The organism is Flavobacterium sp. GW823-FHT06G12, assembly GCF_058794775.1.
In genome coordinates, this window is the sequence record NZ_JBXAHE010000003.1 from 58,697 (window position 1) to 77,777 (window position 19,081).

The following is a 19,081-nucleotide window of genomic DNA, read 5'->3' on the forward strand; positions in this document are numbered from 1 at the left end:
TTATGATGAGGAAATTATATTTTAAATATATCGGAATCTTGTCCTTTATGACGGCGCAGGCGCAAACCTTGACCATTGATCAAAGTTATAAGCTAGCTGTTGAAAATTATCCTTTAATCAAACAATATGAACTAATTGAAAAAAGTAAAGAATATACTTTGAGTAATGCAAATAAAGCTTATTTGCCTCAAATAAGTCTTACAGCTATTGAAGGATATGTTTTTGGTGATTTTCCAACTTTAGGAAATTCTGGAAATGATAGTAAGTTTAAGTTTATTGGTCTTGGACAAGTAAATCAAACCATTTGGGATGGGGGAGCGACCAAAACGCAGAAAAAGATTATTGAGGCATCATCCAATGCAGATAAAGCCTCACTAGAAGTTTCGCTTTATGATCTTCGATCGAGAGTGAATCAGCTTTATTTTGGCGTATTGCTTATCGATGAACAGCTCAAACAATTGCAAATTCAAAATGCTATTCTTTCCAATAATATTGATAAGGTTAAAAAGCTTCATGAAAATGGTTTAGCCTACAAAACAGATGTTGATGAAATGAGAGCCGAACAGCTGAATCTCAGCCGACAGAAAAAAGATTTTGAATACACTAAAGCAGGTTATCAAACAATGCTTTCTTATTTGATAGGGAAAAATATCAGTCAGGAAAAATTGGGTAAACCTTTAAATTCTATCGGTATTGATACCATTATTAAACGTCCAGAGCAATTACTTTTCGCGAGCCAGCGAAATCTCATAAATGCGCAATCAGATATGCAGAAAGTTAGCCTGATGCCAAAAGTTGGATTATTGGGCGCAGGCGTAGTTCTAGCTCCAGGAATTAATTTGGGAGCTAATAAAATTTCGACTGTTGGAGTTGCCGGACTAAGTGTTGGTTGGGATATTAAAGGATTATATAAAAATTCAAACGAAAAACAGCTGACCCAACAGGAATTGAAAAAAATAGAAGTTCAGGAAGAAACTTTTCTATTTAATACCCGATTTCAAATGAATCAAAAGACAGCAGATATCGAAAGGCAAAAAGCAATCTTAAAAGACGATGATGATATTGTAAAACTGCGCCAGACAATTCGAGAAGGATATCAGTTAAAATACGATACTGGCGTAGGACCACTAATAGATTTGTTGAATTCTGTTGAGAAAGAAGGAAATGCACGAGCTGAAAAAGCCATGCACGAAATTCAATTGCTTATGTCAGAATACGAGTATCAAACAATCAAAGGAAATTAACTCTATAAATTATGAAAAAGATAAAGCTTTTATATTTTCTTATGCCAACGATTTTGATGTTTTCGTGCCATAATAAAGAGAATGATTTTGATGCTTCTGGATCTTTTGAAGCTGTCGAAACGATTTTATCAGCCGAAGCAAATGGCCAGATTTTGCAATTGAATGTAGAAGAAGGCCAACAATTGCAAGCGGGGCAAAAAGTTGGTTTTATAGACAGTACACAATTGGCTATTAGTAAAATGCAATTGCGCCAGAATGAAAAAGCGATTTTAAGTGGCAAACCTCAAATACAAATTCAGACTGAAAGTTTGAAGAAACAACTTGATAATGCCATTTTAGACCGCAATCGAACAGAAAGATTAGTAAAAGGCGGAATAGCTTCGCAAAAGCAACTTGATGATGCAAATTCTAAAGTTGCCGCGTTGCAAGCTCAAATAACCGCACAGAAAAGTTCGTTGGAAACCACAACTGAGAACTTGACACAGCAAGGGAATACAGTTGGAGTTCAGTTAAAAGGAATTCAAGATCAATTGAGCAAAAGTGTGATTGTAAATCCGATAAAAGGAACAGTATTGGCAAAATATGCAGAACAATATGAAATGGCTGTAATTGGAAAACCATTGTACAAAATTGCGAATCTCGAAACTCTAGATTTAAGAGCTTATATTACAGGGACACAATTGCCTCAAATTAAAATCGGACAGGAAGTAAAAGTACGTATTGACCAAGGCGAAAAGAAATATAAAGAATATCAAGGAACTATTAGCTGGATTTCGAACAAATCTGAATTTTCTCCAAAAACAATTCCGACCAAAGATGAAAGAGCCAATTTGGTGTATGCCATAAAAGTAAGAGTGAAAAACGATGGTTACTTGAAAATAGGAATGTATGGTGAAGTTCTTTGGTCAAAATAAAACGGAAATATGGCTTCAGTTACGCTAAAAAATATTACTAAAAAGTATGGCGATTTTGTCGCTGTAGATGAGGTTTCTTTTGAGGTGGAGAAAGGAGAGCTTTTTGGATTAATAGGTCCAGATGGCGCTGGAAAAACTTCTATTTTTCGCGTTTTAACCACATTATTATTACCCGATGGCGGAACTGCTTCTGTTGAAGGGCATGATGTGGTTAAGGAGTTTCAGGAAATTAGAAATAAAGTGGGGTATATGCCAGGAAAATTTTCTTTGTATCAAGATCTCACTGTAAAAGAAAATATTGAGTTTTTTGCGACTGTTTTTGGTACTACGATTGAAGAAAATTATGAATTGATAAAAGATATCTACGATCAGATAAAGCCTTTTAACGATAGACGTGCCGGAAAACTTTCGGGCGGAATGAAACAGAAGTTGGCTCTGTGTTGTGCTTTAATTCATAAACCTGAAATTTTATTTTTGGATGAACCTACTACTGGTGTTGACGTAGTTTCTCGAAGTGAATTTTGGGATATGCTAGCTAAACTTAAAAAGCAAGATATTACCATTGTAGTTTCAACTCCTTATATGGATGAGGCAAAATTATGCGACCGAATTGCTCTTATTCAAAACGGAAAAATAATGACGGTTGACACGCCAAAGCAAATTATAAAAAGTTTTCCGAAAACACTTTTTGCTGTAAAAGCAGATCATATTTATAAGCTTTTGCAAAATCTTAGAGTCGAAAAAGAAATTGAAAATTGTGATGCCTTTGGAGAATTTCTTCATCTAACATTAGTATCAGAACAGGCAAATGTTGAAATGGTCAAATCGATTGCACAAAAGTATAATCCTGAAAATTTAGAAGTAAAAGAAATAGAACCAACGATCGAGGACAGTTTTATTCGTTTGATGCGAGAGCAAGATAATTCAACAGAATCAAAAGTAATCCTGCATGAAAAATAAAGCTATAATTTGTAAAGATTTAACCAAACAGTTTGGTGATTTTAAAGCGGTTGATAAAATTAGTTTTGAAGTCAGCGAGGGTGAAATTTTTGGTTTTCTAGGCGCCAATGGAGCGGGAAAAACGACAGCGATGCGTATTCTCTGCGGACTTTCTTATCCGTCTTCTGGCGAAGCAAGTGTAGCAGGATTTGATGTTTATAAACAGCAGGAAAAAATTAAAAAGAATATTGGTTATATGAGTCAGAAGTTTTCTTTGTATGATAATCTGACTATTCTTGAAAATATTGAGTTTTTTGCTGGCGTATATGGCGTTTCTCGACCTGAAATTAAAGAAAGGAGCACTGATTTAATTTCGACTTTAGGTTTAGAAAAAGAAGCAAAAAAGTTGGTTGGCGGATTGCCTTTGGGCTGGAAACAAAAATTGGCTTTTTCGGTTGCAGTATTTCATCGTCCGAAAATTGTTTTTTTGGATGAACCAACTGGCGGTGTCGATCCTATAACTCGAAGACAATTTTGGGAAATGATTTATGAAGCCACAGCCAACGGAATTACCGTATTTGTAACCACTCATTATATGGATGAAGCCGAATATTGCGATCGAATAAGCATTATGGTTGATGGGCGCGTAGCCGCAATAGATTCTCCGTCTGCATTAAAAAAACGTTTTGATGCAACTTCTATGGATGAGGTTTTTTATGAATTGGCGAGAAATGCCAAAAGAACATCAGATTAATATGAAAAGATTTTTGGCTTTTATTCGAAAAGAATTTTATCATGTTTTTAGAGATCAGAGAACGCTTTTGATTCTCTTTGGGCTTCCTGTTGTACAAATTGTTCTTTTTGGTTTTGCTTTAAGCAGTGAAGTCAAAAATATTGGAATTGCTATTCAGGATAATTCACATGACATTCATACAGAGAAAATTATAAGAAAGATAGGATCAAGTTCTTATTTTCATGTCGAAAAGTCAATTTTGAATTACAAGGATATTGAAAATAGGTTTAAAGATGGAAGCATTAAATGTGCGGTTATTTTTCCATCAAATTTTGGTTCGAATTTGCAGCGTCTTGGAGGAGCAAAAATTCAAGTAATTGCCGATGCGTCAGACCCAAATACAGCAACAATTGTAACGAATTATTTAAATGCAATTGTGAGAGATTACCAGCAAGAATTAAATCCTACGACAAGATTCAATTATCAGATTTTGCCTGAGTTAAGACAGCTTTATAATGAAGAACAGAACGGTTCGCTTAATTTTATTCCAGGTGTAATTGCTTTAATTTTTATGATTGTCAGCACTGCCTTAACCTCGGTTTCGGTTGTTCGAGAAAAAGAACTGGGAACTATGGAAATTTTGCTCGTTTCGCCTTTTAAACCCATAATGGTTCTAATTGCAAAGGCAATTCCGTATTTAGTGCTTTCCATTATCAATTTTGTTATCATTATTTTCCTTTCGGTTTATCTGCTCAATGTTGAAATAAAAGGAAGTTTTCTGCTTCTTTTTGCAGAAAGTATTTTATTTATCATTACTTGTCTTTCGCTTGGTTTATTGATTTCGAATGTAACGGCTTCGCAACAAACAGCGATGCTAATATCGATGATGGGAATGATGTTGCCCACTTTACTGCTAACAGGATTTATGTTTCCGCTAGAAAATATGCCTTGGATATTTCAAGCTATTTCTCATTTAATTCCTTCACACTATTATTACATCATCGTAAAAGCGGTTATGCTTAAAGGTTTAGGTTTTTCTTATATATGGAAAGAAACTTTAATACTTGTTGTAATGACGATTCTTCTGCTGACTATTTCTCTGAAAAAATTTAAAATTAGATTGTCATGAAAGTGCTGCGTTTTATATTACAGAAAGAATTTCGCCAGATCTTTCGAGACAAAACAATATTGGCAATGATGTTCTTTGTTCCGATTTTTCAGCTGATTATTTTGCCTTTGGCGGCCAATTTTGAAGTCAAAAGTGTAAATATTGTTTATGTAGACCACGATCACAGTTCGTATTCTCAAAAGTTAATTAATAAAATTGGTTCTTCGGGATATTTCCATATTGTCGGAACTCCCTCTTCTTATCTAGAAGGCTTGAAATTTATTGAAAGAGCAGATGCTGACTTGATTCTAGAAATTCCTTCTGGATTTGAACGAAACTTAATTAGAGAAGGAAGTCAGAAAGTTAATATTGCTGTAGATGCCATTAACGGAACCAAATCAAATATTGGAAATGCTTACCTAAATGTTGTATTGGCAGATTTTAGCAATGATTTAGATATTCGGGTTAAATTGCCACAGCAATTAAGCGCAGTTTCTCCGTCAATAATTACCTTAAACAGTACAAATTGGTACAATCCAAGAGCAGAATATAAATATTATATGGTTCCTGGTATTTTAGTATTGCTGCTTACTTTGATTGGCGGATTTATTACAGCGCTAAATATTGTAAAGGAAAAAGAAATAGGTACAATCGAACAGATTAATGTAACGCCTATTCAAAAGTGGCAATTTATTCTTGGGAAACTGATTCCTTTTTGGATTGTTGGAATGACTGTATTTACAATTGGCCTTATTGTAATGTATTTAATCTATGGGATATTTCCGCTTGGTAGTCTTTTGGTTTTATATCTTTTTGCAGGAGTTTATTTAACTGCATTATTAGGTTTGGGACTTCTGATTTCAACTTTTGCTGATACGCAGTTACAAGCAATGTTTATTGCCTTTTTCTTTATGATGATTTTTATGCTAATGAGCGGTTTTTTTACCAGCACCGACAGTATGCCAAATTGGGCAAGAATAATTTCTGAATTTACTCCTGTTACACATTTTATAAAAGTGGTTCGCCTTATTGTTTTGAAAGGAAGTGGCCTACAAGAAGTGGGGACAGAATTATTGTATCTGATTGTTTTTGCAATTGTATTGAATGCTTTGGCGATTTATAATTACAGAAAGACAAATTAAATGAATTTTTAAGGCTTTGTTTTTATCACTAGCAAATGTCTTCTTAATAGGAAATATTTTATAAAAATATTAAAAATGATATTTTTTGATTGAATTTATAAGAAAAAAATCGTAAGTTTTTAGTGTATGTTTCTGTGTGTTAGTGTGTTGCATGTTTTTTGTTTGCATGTTGTTACATTGTAGTACGGGAAACCGTATTTAAATAATAATTAAAAAAACTACTTTTGTTTTTTTTAACATGGAAATAATTACATCTTATGTCCCCAAATAAGTTTATTTTTTTCTTTTTATTGTTTATATCCGTATCCTATTCGCAGACTAAACGTGCTGCTGTTATGGTGAATGCCAGAGCACAAAAGGATCAAATCTTAATTCGCTGGGCCGTTAACTCTCCAGCCGAATGGCAGAAAGCAAATAAAAAAGGATTTACAATTACCAGAACTACAGTTTTACGCGATGGCGTTGTCTTACCTAAACCTGAAAAAACGCTTCTTACTCAAAAGCCATTAACTCCCGAACCATTAGATTCTTGGATCGATTTTGTACAGAAAGATAGTAATGCAGCTATAATTGCACAATCTATTTATGGCGAAAGCTTTGAAGTAACTGGTGCAAAAGAAGGTGATCTAGCAAAAATAGTAAATATGGCCGACGAGCTTGATCAGCGATATACTTTTGCTTTATATGCTGCAGATATGAGTTTTGAAGGAGCTGTAAAAGCAGGTTGGGGATACATAGATAAAAATGTAAAGAGTAATGAGGTATATGCTTACCAAGTAAAGGTTTTTGAAAGTCCGCAGGTAAAAGAATCCTCTTATATGATTGGCTTGAGAGACTATACTGTTCTTCCTGCTCCAACAGATTTTATTGCAGTTCCAGATGATAGAAAGGTACTTCTTTCTTGGGATTATGAAACCTTCAAAAGAATTTATACCTCGTTTATGGTAGAAAAATCTTCAGATGGAATTAATTATACTCCAATATCCAATACGGCACTCGTTAATTTAAATGATAAAGACGAAAATCCGTCTAAAAACATGTATTATGTTGATACACTTAGTGTAAACGACAAAGTCTATCATTATAGATTATATGGTGTCACTTCGTTTGGAGAAAAAGGAGAATTTACAAAGCCTATAACGGCAAAAGGCGTTGCAGCTATAGTAACTCCTGCAAGAATGGTAGATTATTCTATTTTAAATTCAAATGAAGTCAATCTTGAATGGGATTATCCTAAAGAATCGGAAAGTTTTATTCAGGGTTACGAAATTAATTTAGCGAATAATGATAAAGGACCATATAAGGTTGTTTCAAAAATTATTCCGCCATCTCAAAGAAAACTCAATTTTAAAGAAAGTCTTTATCCATCTAATTATTTCACGATTTCGGTTGTCGGAAAAAATAATCAAAGATTAACCTCGCAAAGCATGTTGGTTCAGCCTGTCGATTCTATACCGCCAGCTAAACCAATTGGTTTGGAAGGTGTGATTGATAGTCTCGGAACGGTTAGACTAAAATGGAAACCTAATCAAGAAAAAGATTTACGAGGATACAGAATTTTAAGAGCAAATACGTCAGGTGAAGAATTTGTAGATATTTACCATCAATCTTATATCGGTACAGAGTATAAAGATAGTGTGAGTTTAAAAATGACCAATAGCAAAGTTTATTATAGAATTGCTGCTGAAGATATGCGTTATAATATTTCGGATCCTTCTGATATTTTGGTATTAGATAAACCAGATAAAATTCCGCCGGCAGCGCCAATCTTTAAAGATTATGACAATAAAGATGGCAAAGTGCACTTAAAGTGGATACGAAGCTATAGTGAAGATGTTGTAAGTTATAGCCTGAGAAGAAGAGAAAAAGGACAGGAAAAATGGCTTGAAATAAAACAGATAAACGATACTATCCAAGAATTTACAGATGATAGAATAGAGAATAAAAAGACCTATCAATATGCTATTTTGGCTAAGGATAAAAGCAATCTTTGGTCTTCATTAGATCATTCTGTTATAACGGTTAGTGTATTAAATTTTACGCCAGTAAAGGTTATTACATTTTTGCAAGGAACGGCAGATAGAGAAAACAGAAAAATAGTTCTTTCTTGGGATTATGCCAAAAATAAGAACAAGGTTTTGGGTCTTAGCATTTATAAAAATGAAAAAGGTCTTCCGCCAACTTTATGGAAAGAATTAAACAGCACTGTTTTTACTTTAGAAGATAAAAACTTAAAAATTAATAAGGAATACGAATATCATCTGGTTCCAAATCTAGAAAATGATAGTCCGGCAAAAGCAGAGACCCTAACAGTAATTTATTAAGCCTATGAAAAAATTTTACTTATTTGTTATTTTGTTGGTTTATGGATTAGGGCATGCTCAGGTAAATTTATCGGGAAGCGCTAATTACCATGCAATAATTACTGCCGAAATGGGAAATGCTACTGGTGATGGTTGTAATAATGGTGGATTAGGAAGAGTTAGTTTAGATGGTATTGGAGCTTTAAGTTCTTTAAAAGATGATAGCGATTTTTGGCAAGATAAATCGGGTAGTTTTGAAAGAGATTATACCGAAAGTAATTTGGCAACCAGTGTTTCTTTGTATACCAGAAGGAGAACAAGAAGTGGAGGATGTAAGATTACACAAGAAAAAGCAGTCACTGTTCCAGTAAGCAGAAAACAAGATATTACCTATAAAGATTGGGACGATGCCAATGTCACAGGTGTTTTTGCTTATTATGTTTATGGAACATTTAGAGTTCAAACTTATCCTGTAATCAATTTAACTAACCCAAATACTCTTAATAATATAATTGGTACCGAAAGTTTAATTAATATACCAGCAATTTCGGGTGTTAAAAAGGAATATTTCGATTGGATGTACCATATTGAAGGCGAAAGAAGACAAATTAAAATAGGTTTTATAACGATTTGGGTAGATGTTTGGAGAAGTCTTCCTGTCCAATACCAAGGCATAAATTCACTAAACATATTATGCAAAGATTTTTTGCCTTATGAAGCGGTTGGTAAAAAAATAACGTTAAGAGCTAATGAATATGGCAGTACTGTTGAATTGCTTTATGTAAGATCTGCTCCGCATATTTTATCGGTAGAGCCTATTGAGACAAGTTGTTTTGATACTAATGATGGTAAGGTAAAAATAAATTTTAGCAGACCCTTAGATCCTGGAGAAATTTTATCGCTTGATTTTGACGGAATGAATGGAGAAGATGTTCCTAACATTACCAAAGATGGAATTCTTGACGGGAAAAAGTTAGAGGCCGATAATTCCTATACAGTTGGAAGTTTAAACAAAGGGTTAACAACCCTTAAATTGCTAGGGTATTTTCAACAAGGATCTTTTAAGGCTAATACCTATGTAATGGATCCAGAACACCAAACGAGTTTCACAATTGTATCTCCAACACCAGTAGATTTTTCTATTGAAAAGAAAGATATTAGTTGTTTTGAAGGAAAAGATGGTGCAATTGATGTAGTAGCTACAGGAGGAACTGCGAATGGCATTTACCAATATTCACTAGATAGTGGAGCTACGTGGATCACTTTTTTAAATGCAGATAAAACTACGATAAGAGACCTTGGTCTTGGAGAACATTTTGTTAAAGTTAGAAAAATAAAAGATGTTAATGATACTATTGGCTGTATAGCAAAAACATCAGATGATAAAGAAAAAGTATTGTCAAAGATAATCGATCAGCCTAAAACTCCTCTTGCTCTTTCGAGTGATATAATTCTTAGTCACCCTACTTTTTATAGAGCTCAAAACGGATCTGTTATAGCTTCAGTAAAAGGAGGGACTCCAATTAACGGTAATAAATATTCTTATGAATGGAGAAACGAAAAAGGTGATCTTATAGATGCAACCAATTCAACGGCAAGTTTTTTTGATGGAATTTATACAATCAGGTTAAATAATGTTCCTGAGGGAAAATATACTTTGATAGTGACAGATAATTTTAGCTGTGATTTAACATTAAAAGATGCTGCTATTTTAGATGATCCAGAACCAATTTCGATAAAGTTAAAAGTTAAACAAGACATTTTTTGTAATTCAGCAAACCTTGGTGAGGAAGGGAATAAAAAAACTGAATTAGCATCAAATGGTAGTTTAGTAGCTTTAGCTTCAGGAGGAAAAGTATTCGATAAAGGATTGCCTTATATTTTTCATTGGAAGAAGTTGGTTTCTAAAGATGTTTGGGAGGATTTGAATGTAAATGATTCAATAATAAGTGAACGTCCTAAAGGAACTTATTCGATAAATGTGGAAGATGCTAACGGAATAATGCACGGAACTTATACATTAACAGAGCAAACTCCAATAGCAGTTGAGATTTCTATAGATGAACCTGAAGCAATGGAGGTTGTATTTGACTCAACAGATGTTTCTTGTTTTGAAGGCGCCAATGGTCGAGTTAAAGCATCTATTAAAAACGGAAAATCTACCTATACTTATACTTGGTACGGACCAGGCAAAAATGCTGTAGTAGGAGACGAAATAAAAGATTTGGTTGCCGGAACTTATTATGTTGATGTTATCGATCGCATAAAAGGTTGTTTTGTAAAAGACAGTATTGAAATAAAGCAGCCTCTTAAAGAGGTAATGATTGATTATTCAACAATAAAAATCCCTACTTTTTCAGGTGCAAACGACGGAAAACTTGTAGCAAAGATTACAGGAGGAACAGCATTTGATCCGGCAAAAAATCAAGATAGACTATATGATTACGAATGGAAAAATTTAGAAGGGATCGTACAAAATGCAACTGCCGAAATTGAAAATGGTGTATATACCATTACTTTAGATAATGTTCCAGCAGACTCTTATTTTTTAACCATCAAAGATAAAAATTACAATGAAGCAACTGGCCAGACAGTTAATTGTAGTGTAGTAGAATCTAAATTTAAATTAACAGAGCCAGATCCTTTAAAAGTAGTTTTTGAAATTGTTAGGGATATTTCGTGTAACTCGAAAAATGAATATGGAGATAAAAAAGATACAACTCCAAAAGATGGACAGCGTGACGAATCGCAGGACGGAATTTTGCTGGCTCACGTTACAGGCGGTACTCCTTTGGAAGCTTCAGCAAATAACAGATTGCCTTATTATTTCTCTTGGAAAAAACAAAGAGATAATGGCACTTGGGAAGATTTAGCTGTACAAGATTCTATCATTTCTAATCTTTCTTACGGAAATTATGCCCTTAATGTTAAAGATAGAAATAATGTTATTTTAGGGACTTATACAAATGGAAATTGGATCGCAAAAGATTCAATTCAATTAATGGAACAGCCTCCGGTATTATCAGTGAAAATTGATAAAGGAGATGCATTTTGTTATGGAGGTAACGATGGATGGGCAACTGCAATTGCAGAAGGAGGAAGCGGAGGTTATACTTACGTATGGTCTAATGAATATAAATCGGACAAAAATACGGTTCTAAAGAAAGGAGATTATTGGGTTATCGCAACAGATAAAAAAGGTTGTACTGCGTATGCTGAAGTTTTTATTGATGGACCCGATGCACCACTTTCTATTAAATATACTGAAGTTTTAAATCCGAGTTTTTATAAAGCCACAAATGGAAAAATTGTAGTTGAAGTAACAGGCGGAACAATAGCAGCAGATAATACTTATTGGTTTGAATGGAAAAATAGTAAAGGAGTAGTGCAAACTACCACAACGACAAGTTTTAGTGATGGCATTTATACAATAACCTTAAGCGGACTTCCAGAAGAAACTTATAGTTTAACAGTTCGTGATGCTAATTACAATGTAGCAATAAATAAAACAAGTTGTATAGTAGCCAATTCTGTTACAGAATTAGACGATCCAGATCCGCTTGAAGTTACTTTTGAAGTGATTCGTACTATTTCATGTAATGTGAGTAATGAATTTGGAAATGAAACAGATGCTAATCCATTAGATAATCAACGAGATGAATCGCAAGATGGTATTTTAAAAGCGCATGTAACGGGAGGTATTAAACTTGCAGGAGGAAAAAATAACGGATTACCATATTATTATACTTGGAAGAAAAAACAAGCCAATGGTTCTTGGACTATTTGGAATAATACAGGGGATACAGCAGAATATCTTTCAGAAGGTACTTATGCGTTAAACATTGAAGATGCCAACGGAATTAAACTGGGTACTTATGTGAATAATGTTTTAGTTAAAGAAATAGACCTTGAGAAGTATATTCCACAACCAGATCCGTTGAAATTGACTTTTACTAAGTTTGATGTGGGTTGTACAACTGGAGACGATGGTTGGGCAGATGCGCATGTAACAGGTGGAACACCTCCTTATACATACGAATGGACAAACGGAGAAACAACTCATAAAATAGAAAATATTACAACAAACAATTATTTTGTAATAGTAAAAGATGCAAAAGGATGCGTGGTTCAAGGAAGTATTTTTGTTGGAGATCCTAACGGAATATTTACTACAGAAACAGTAAAAGATCCTATTTGTTATAAAGGAAATGACGGATCGATAACGCTTAATGTTACAGGAGGCAATTTGCCATATTCTTATGTATGGAATACAGGTGCAGTTACAAAAGATTTGAATAACCTTACTGCTGGAAATTATGAAGTTACTATAACTTGCCCAGATTGTTGCGTTTACAAAAAGAGATTTGTTTTAAAAGACCCAGATCCTGTTATTGTCAATGTTGGTCCAGATAGAACTTTATGCATTGATCAAAGTTTAGATTTAGATGCATCAATTAAAGATCCGCAGGCACAATACAGTTGGACATCTACAAACGGATTCACTTCAAATGAAGCCAAAATCAATGTGTCAAAAGCAGGAACTTATCATGTAAAAGTAACTACCGCTCTAGGATGTATTGGCGAAGACGAAATTGTAATTAAGACAAGCCAAACAGCAATTAGTGCAGAATTTTTATTGAGTTCTCAAGCTTATTTAGACGAAGAAGTAATTTTGGTTAATACAAGTAATCCTTTTGGAGAAAGTACAGATTGGGTTGTTCCAGACGGAGTAAAAGTTGTAGAACAAAAGGAAAAATACATCACTTTAAAATTTGATGCAACTGGAGTTTATTCAATTGGCTTAAAGCAGACACAAGGAGAATGTTATGCAGTTTACACCAAAAACATTATGGTAGAACAGCGCGGAACGCTACCAAATACTGACACTGCATCACAATTTATTATAGATTTTATTGTAACCCCAAATCCAAGCAATGGTAATTTTAAAGCAATTGTAAATTTAGAAAACAGTAGTGCGATAAATTTAAGACTGTTCTCATCTTCAGGACAAAATACCATGATTCAAAAACAGGAATCAGGAAAGAAAAAGTATGAGGTAGATTTTAATACCTCATTACAATCTGGTATTTACATAGTCGTACTAGAGACTGGACAGCAAACATTGGTTAAAAAAATTATCATCAATTAAAAAATGAAGAACCTTTTCAATAACATATATTTCTTTGTTCTATTTCTGTTTTTTAATGCAGTTGGATATGCACAATTATATCCAGTTCAGTTAACACCAGTTTTTAATAGTCCGTACAGTGTCAAAATATCCGATTATGCAACAAGCATGGATACAAAGATGCAATTGTTGATTAATCCGACCGATATTTCGATATCGCAAAGAAGAGTACGATTAAAACTATACATACAAGGCAACGGACTAAATATCCAAACGTCTGATTATGCACAAGAACAAAGGCCGATATATATAAATGGAGGGGAACTGCAAACCTTAACCAATGTTGATATTGCATCGCTTTTTAGGTTAGAAAACCTGCAAGGAATGACTCCAGCGCAATATGCGAATCCGTTGCCAGAAGGAATGTATAATTTTTGTTTTGAGATGTACGATTTTGTAACCAATCAAAAAATATCTCAAAAAAGCTGCGCCAATTTATATTTAATATTAAATGATCCACCGTTATTAAATACGCCGCAAAAAAACGAGCAAATTGCTTCGACAGAGTTTCCTAATATTTTATTTACATGGACACCACGTCAGATCAATGCAACAAACATATCCTATAAATTTGAGCTAAAACAGCTTTTAGATCCAACATTAGATCCTCAAATTGGGTTTCAAATGTCGCCAACTTTATATGAAGAAACTTTGTATGGCACAGCTGTTTTGTACAATTTGAGTATGCCAATACTTACTCCAGGTTTGCGTTATGCATGGAGAGTAAGGGCAATTTCTACAACTGGACTTTCAGAAAATTCTGTTTTCAAAAATGATGGATATAGCGAAATATATTCTTTTAAATACACCGCGTCTTGTGCTGCGCCAACGTTTTTATTAAGCGAAGCCCAAAGTTCAAAAAGTGTAAAAATTACTTGGGAAGGAATTCCAGAACACACAAGATATCAAGTACAATATAAAAAACAAGATGTTCGTAATGCACAATGGTTCTCGTCAAATAGTTTAAATAGGCAGAGTTTAATTACCAATTTAGAGCCAGGAGTTACCTACGAATTTAGAGTTGGATCAAGTTGTGATCCAGCCGAAGATGGCGTTCAGTCGTTTACTTACTCCAACACTAGTACTTTTACAACACCAACTGAAAGTAATGGAGTTCCTGCATACAATTGTGGTATTGTACCGCAAATCAATATCCAGAATCAAAAACCGCTTACCAATTTAATTCAAAGCGAAACTTTCAAGGCCGGCGATTTCCCTGTTACAATTTTAGAACTGCAAGGAAAAAACAGCCCATATTCAGGACGTGGTTACATAATTGTCCCTTATTTAGCCGATACTAAAATTGCAGTAGAGTTTAAGGATATCGTAATAAATACCGATTATCAATTAATAAGCGGGGTTGTTGAGACCAGTTATAATCCAGATTGGAAAAATGTCACTGATGTAGAAGATTTTACTGGAGAAGGAAAAGGTGGGCAAATTGAAGAGAAAGTTCCTTTTATAATTAAAGATATCGTCATCAATGCCAATGGCGATATAGTTGTAAATGGTGAAAATGGCGAGCAAATCACTATTCCAGGAGGAAAAGATACCGTAATTACTGATAGCGGAGTTGTAGATAAGGATGGAAAAGTTATAGTTCCTCCAAAAGTGTATACCGTAGACAGCGAAGGAAATGGAAGCAATCAAGGTGTTGCAGTTGCCGAAGGCGGAAAACCATTACCAGAAAATACAGATGGTGTAGATAAAAGTGGTCAAGCTACAGGATTTACGGCAAAAGGTATTTCGATTGCTTTTTCTGGAAACGGAAGCAAATATGCTTTTGACGTAATGCCAGATAATGCATCTGCTGCTTTAAAGAAAATGTACGCAAAGGCTGGTGATAATGTATTGCCATATAAAGCAGTTTTAAATGGCGATTCAGATACGGTTATAGCGACAGTAAAACTTACAGATTCTAACATAAAATTAGACAGTATAGTTTTTAAAACCCAAAACGGAGCAAAAATTGACTTTAAAAGAACTGATAATGTATTTGTTCTTACTGTAAAAGGAAATTTAAGTTATGCCGAAGAAGAAATATTAGCTACTGTAAAGCAAGGCAAAAAATGGCAGGTTATTGGTGCCTTTATGCTAGTACATATCTCGTCTAAAGATGTTAATGTTGCACTTGTTCCTACTTATGATAATTCTGAAAATAGGCTTAATGAAATTGTTGCTAAAACTCAGGAGATTTACAGTAAAATTGGAGTTAAAATTAACTTTAAGAAAGAGGCAAAATTAAAAGATTTTGATGATGTTGTTTCAAAAGATGTAAGTGTAATTCAGACAGAAAAGAATACTATTACATCTACTTACAGTACACAGCAACAAGCTATAAATGCACTTTATAAAGGAGGTAGCGGTAGTTATGTTCTATTCGTAACCAATAAAACTTCAAGTACAGGACAAGAAGGTTACATGCGTTTGAATGGTCAATTTGGATATGTATTTACAAAGGCTAATAGTCAGGAAAACCTAAATACAACGGCTCATGAGCTAGGGCACGGAATCTTTAAACTAGAACATCCTTTTGAGAAATATAAAACTGTAGAAGGAAGTACTGATTTCTTAATGGATTATAGCTCAGGAACTGTTTTAAATCATATGGATTGGAAACAGATTAATGATCCTGCATTTAAATTGTATGCATTTCAGAGTCAGAGTAGTGGTGAAAAAGTGGATAAGGAATTTGTACTTAAAGAAGACGGTTACTTCTTAACTCCTGCAAACAAATTGATAAAACTGCCAAAAGGTACAGAGATTATCTTTACTTGTGATCAGCCACAAAGTATTAATAATGGTGCATTATATTCATTTAAAACTCCGGATGGTATTTACTGGCACAGTACTTTAAATCCAAATAAAGGAGTTACTGAGACATCGTTTAAAGGTTATTTTAAAGCGACAGCCGAGAATTGGATTAAGGCTAAAGGACAATTAATTTCATATTCGGATTCAAATTTCAAGTATAATTCTGCTGGGAAATATGCAGTGTATATTATCAATATGCTTTCTATTGATAATCAGAAAAAAGAATACCGTATTTTAAAACAGGAAATGCAACTTAGTGCTCAACAAATAAGTGCAACAAGCTTCTTTGATGGGAATATTACTAAGTTATCATATGAAGGTAATAATGGTCTAGTTGAAACAATATCATCAACAGGTTGTTCTACTAAACCGGGAGAAGAAAATGATGATAACATTGCAGACATAAGTTATAAAGATTATTTAGTTGGTTTAGGAAAAATTGCAAATAAAGGGTATAAAGAAGACCTTGTAGAAGTAAATGCTTCCGAGTCTCATTTGTATGATTATTCGGGAGTTATTTCTGCGAACGAAAAATTAAAAGTTTTTGCTCAAATACAGAATATTAATGATACATCAGGTTTAGTTACAAAAATATTTATTACTGACTCACAAACTCTTCCGTCAAAGAAAAAAGAAGTGACAGATTACTTAGCAAGTTTATCAGGTTCACAGATAGCACTTTGGGTTGATTTTGATTCATCTGGAAAAGCAACAGTAAAAACTATTCTTGGAAATAGTGTTAGTGGCAGTGGGAATAAAGATGTAAATAAATTTTTGGCTCTTCTAAGTGAAGTTATTCCTAAATTTGATGGTACTTACAAATATTTTAACCCTCTTACAGCAATTTTGGATGGCGTAGCAAGTATTGTTACAAAAGTTAAAATACCAGAAAGATTTTTTAATCCTGAAATTACAAAAGATTATAATCCTGTTTTATTTTATTTAAGTTTAGTCGACCCTTTTGCTTGGAGCCTTTTAATTAATGATCAAGCTCTGGCAGCATGGAATATAAATATCACAAATTCAAAAGAGGTAACTATGAATCATATCTACTTTGCATTTAAATGTGGTATGTGGAATGGCTTTGTAGATCAAGTAAAAGGTCTTGCAGAAATGGCAGCTATTGTTACTAATATTATTGATGGTGGTGAGCGAGCGGGAGAAATGTGGGAAGGATTAAAAAAACTTGGTATTTTTTGTACAGCAACTACAGAGGAAGAGGTCTGTATTTGGTCGTTAATAAAAAAATCACATACGGGTCAAGCATGCCAAATTGCTGAAACTGTTGGTTATGATCTGGCTAATATTATAACTATTGCGGCATCATTTACAAAAGCTGGTAAACTTGCGCAAATTTCTCAAGTAATGGAGTCTTTAGACGCCATAAACCTGATAATGAGGGCTGCTGGAAAATTCATAAAAGTAACCGTAAAAACTTCTGGCACCGTTCTTAAATTTAGTTATGCTGTTACCAAGGCTTTTATTATACCTGGATTTAAAATTGTAAAAAATGGAGTTCCTTATTGTACCGTTTTTCCTATTATCATCGATTTAACTGAGAATGTTGAGAGTGCGGTCAAAAAAGCTAACGAACTTCTTAAAAAGACTCAACAAGATTTTGGTAATCAATTAACAATAATATCTCCAGCTGATATGGATGGAAATATTATTGCTGAAATAGTTGAAAATGGAAAAAAGACAAAAGTATTATTAAATGAGAATGAAGATAAATTAAGAAAAAGTGTTAGTGAACTTATTGAAGAAGCAAGCGAAACCCTTTTAGCTCGTTTAAAAGAGTTAGGTTTAACGGAAGAAGAAATAAAGAATGTTTTAGATAAAATAGGTAATTCGCTTGACAATACTAACAAATTAACAAACATACTTGAAAAGGCTCCTTTTAAGGATGATATTGCTAAATTAAAAGTTTTTGTCAACGATATAACTCAAAGTGCAGATTTACAAGCTTTAATTAGAGAAGGGAAAGATTTTAGTAAAGAATGGCTTGTTTTAGAAGCTTATCCAAGCTTAAGAAAACTTACTGTTCATATTGAGAAGGTTGAAGTTTTATTAGCTAAAGGGCATGTTAGTGCTGATGATCTAACAACTATTCTTACTGTTAATAAAGGTTTAGGAAGAAGAGCAACAGATTTAACCAATTTCTTAGACGATTTGGATAATTTTGCCTTATATAAAAATCAAGATGGTTTTAGTACTATAGTTTCAGGATTAAAAGCTCATTGGTTTAATGGAGCTGGAGCTGACGGAGCCAATTGGGTAATTGCTGTTTTACGAAAAGAAGGCGATAAAGTTTTTATACCTTCGAAAACTAATTTCGAAATAAGCGCATTAGGAAACACTCGTAGATATGATGCAATAGTAGGCGAAGTTGGAAATAAGACAGCAAAATATTTTGAATTCAAATCTTACAGTAAAGTTCCACCAACTGATTTTGCAAAACAATTTTTAGGTGATTTAAGTAATGGAGATATTGTTGATTTAAAACAATTACAATGGTTATTTGATGCAGGTAAAAACCCTCCAAATTTTGAGAGTAATTTGAAGAAGTCAATTGATGCAATTGAATTAACTGATGATATGGCAAAAAAATTCTTGAAAGATGTGGAAAATCCAACTGTTTCAAAACTTAGAAAATATATAAAAGATGATTTCGATGAAATCTTTAAATTGAAATAGAT

Annotated in this window: 9 protein-coding genes; all 9 read left to right on the forward strand. The window is 33.6% G+C overall.

The window, feature by feature from the left end; translation table 11 throughout:
• Positions 1-2 precede the first annotated feature (2 nt).
• The 9 genes from AC1Q5Z_RS13110 to AC1Q5Z_RS13150 all read left to right on the forward strand — a co-directional run bounded on the left by AC1Q5Z_RS13110 (position 3) and on the right by AC1Q5Z_RS13150 (position 19,079).
• A complete protein-coding gene (locus tag AC1Q5Z_RS13110; RefSeq protein ID WP_492445180.1) occupies positions 3-1,244 on the forward strand; it encodes a TolC family protein in 1,242 nt (413 codons plus the stop codon).
• Between the two features lie 11 nt (positions 1,245-1,255).
• The gene (locus tag AC1Q5Z_RS13115) at positions 1,256-2,158 is read left to right on the forward strand and encodes an HlyD family secretion protein (RefSeq protein WP_343584447.1); all 903 of its coding nucleotides are present in this window, start codon (positions 1,256-1,258) and stop codon (positions 2,156-2,158) included.
• Between the two features lie 9 nt (positions 2,159-2,167).
• On the forward strand, positions 2,168-3,118 hold the full coding sequence (locus tag AC1Q5Z_RS13120) for an ABC transporter ATP-binding protein (RefSeq protein WP_278021042.1): 951 nt from the start codon (positions 2,168-2,170) through the stop codon (positions 3,116-3,118).
• A complete protein-coding gene (locus AC1Q5Z_RS13125) occupies positions 3,108-3,851 on the forward strand; it encodes an ABC transporter ATP-binding protein (RefSeq protein ID WP_198856228.1) in 744 nt (247 codons plus the stop codon). Before AC1Q5Z_RS13120 ends, AC1Q5Z_RS13125 begins: the two co-directional genes overlap by 11 nt.
• 1 nt (position 3,852) lies before the next feature.
• Positions 3,853-4,959: an ABC transporter permease gene (locus tag AC1Q5Z_RS13130; RefSeq protein WP_492445796.1), complete on the forward strand. Its 1,107-nt coding sequence runs from the start codon at positions 3,853-3,855 to the stop codon at positions 4,957-4,959.
• On the forward strand, positions 4,956-6,080 hold the full coding sequence (locus AC1Q5Z_RS13135; protein WP_343584444.1) for an ABC transporter permease: 1,125 nt from the start codon (positions 4,956-4,958) through the stop codon (positions 6,078-6,080). Before AC1Q5Z_RS13130 ends, AC1Q5Z_RS13135 begins: the two co-directional genes overlap by 4 nt.
• Before the next feature lie 335 nt (positions 6,081-6,415).
• Positions 6,416-8,404, forward strand: a complete 1,989-nt coding sequence (locus tag AC1Q5Z_RS13140; protein WP_492445183.1) for a fibronectin type III domain-containing protein — start codon at positions 6,416-6,418, stop codon at positions 8,402-8,404.
• 4 nt (positions 8,405-8,408) lie between these two features.
• Positions 8,409-13,532: a T9SS type A sorting domain-containing protein gene (locus AC1Q5Z_RS13145; RefSeq protein ID WP_492445185.1), complete on the forward strand. Its 5,124-nt coding sequence runs from the start codon at positions 8,409-8,411 to the stop codon at positions 13,530-13,532.
• A gap of 3 nt (positions 13,533-13,535) precedes the next feature.
• Entirely contained in the window at positions 13,536-19,079 is a 5,544-nt protein-coding gene (locus tag AC1Q5Z_RS13150; protein WP_492445187.1) for a hypothetical protein, read from the forward strand.
• The last annotated feature ends 2 nt before the right edge of the window (positions 19,080-19,081 follow it).

Excerpts from the sequence above, each read along its gene's own strand:
- AC1Q5Z_RS13110 (WP_492445180.1), top strand. The coding sequence starts at position 3 with ATGATGAGGAAATTATATTTTAAATATATCGGAATCTTGTCCTTTATG.
- AC1Q5Z_RS13115 (WP_343584447.1), top strand. The coding sequence starts at position 1,256 with ATGAAAAAGATAAAGCTTTTATATTTTCTTATGCCAACGATTTTGATG.
- AC1Q5Z_RS13120 (WP_278021042.1), top strand. The coding sequence starts at position 2,168 with ATGGCTTCAGTTACGCTAAAAAATATTACTAAAAAGTATGGCGATTTT.
- AC1Q5Z_RS13125 (WP_198856228.1), top strand. The coding sequence starts at position 3,108 with ATGAAAAATAAAGCTATAATTTGTAAAGATTTAACCAAACAGTTTGGT.
- AC1Q5Z_RS13130 (WP_492445796.1), top strand. The coding sequence starts at position 3,853 with ATGAAAAGATTTTTGGCTTTTATTCGAAAAGAATTTTATCATGTTTTT.
- AC1Q5Z_RS13135 (WP_343584444.1), top strand. The coding sequence starts at position 4,956 with ATGAAAGTGCTGCGTTTTATATTACAGAAAGAATTTCGCCAGATCTTT.
- AC1Q5Z_RS13140 (WP_492445183.1), top strand. The coding sequence starts at position 6,416 with ATGGTGAATGCCAGAGCACAAAAGGATCAAATCTTAATTCGCTGGGCC.
- AC1Q5Z_RS13145 (WP_492445185.1), top strand. The coding sequence starts at position 8,409 with ATGAAAAAATTTTACTTATTTGTTATTTTGTTGGTTTATGGATTAGGG.
- AC1Q5Z_RS13150 (WP_492445187.1), top strand. The coding sequence starts at position 13,536 with ATGAAGAACCTTTTCAATAACATATATTTCTTTGTTCTATTTCTGTTT.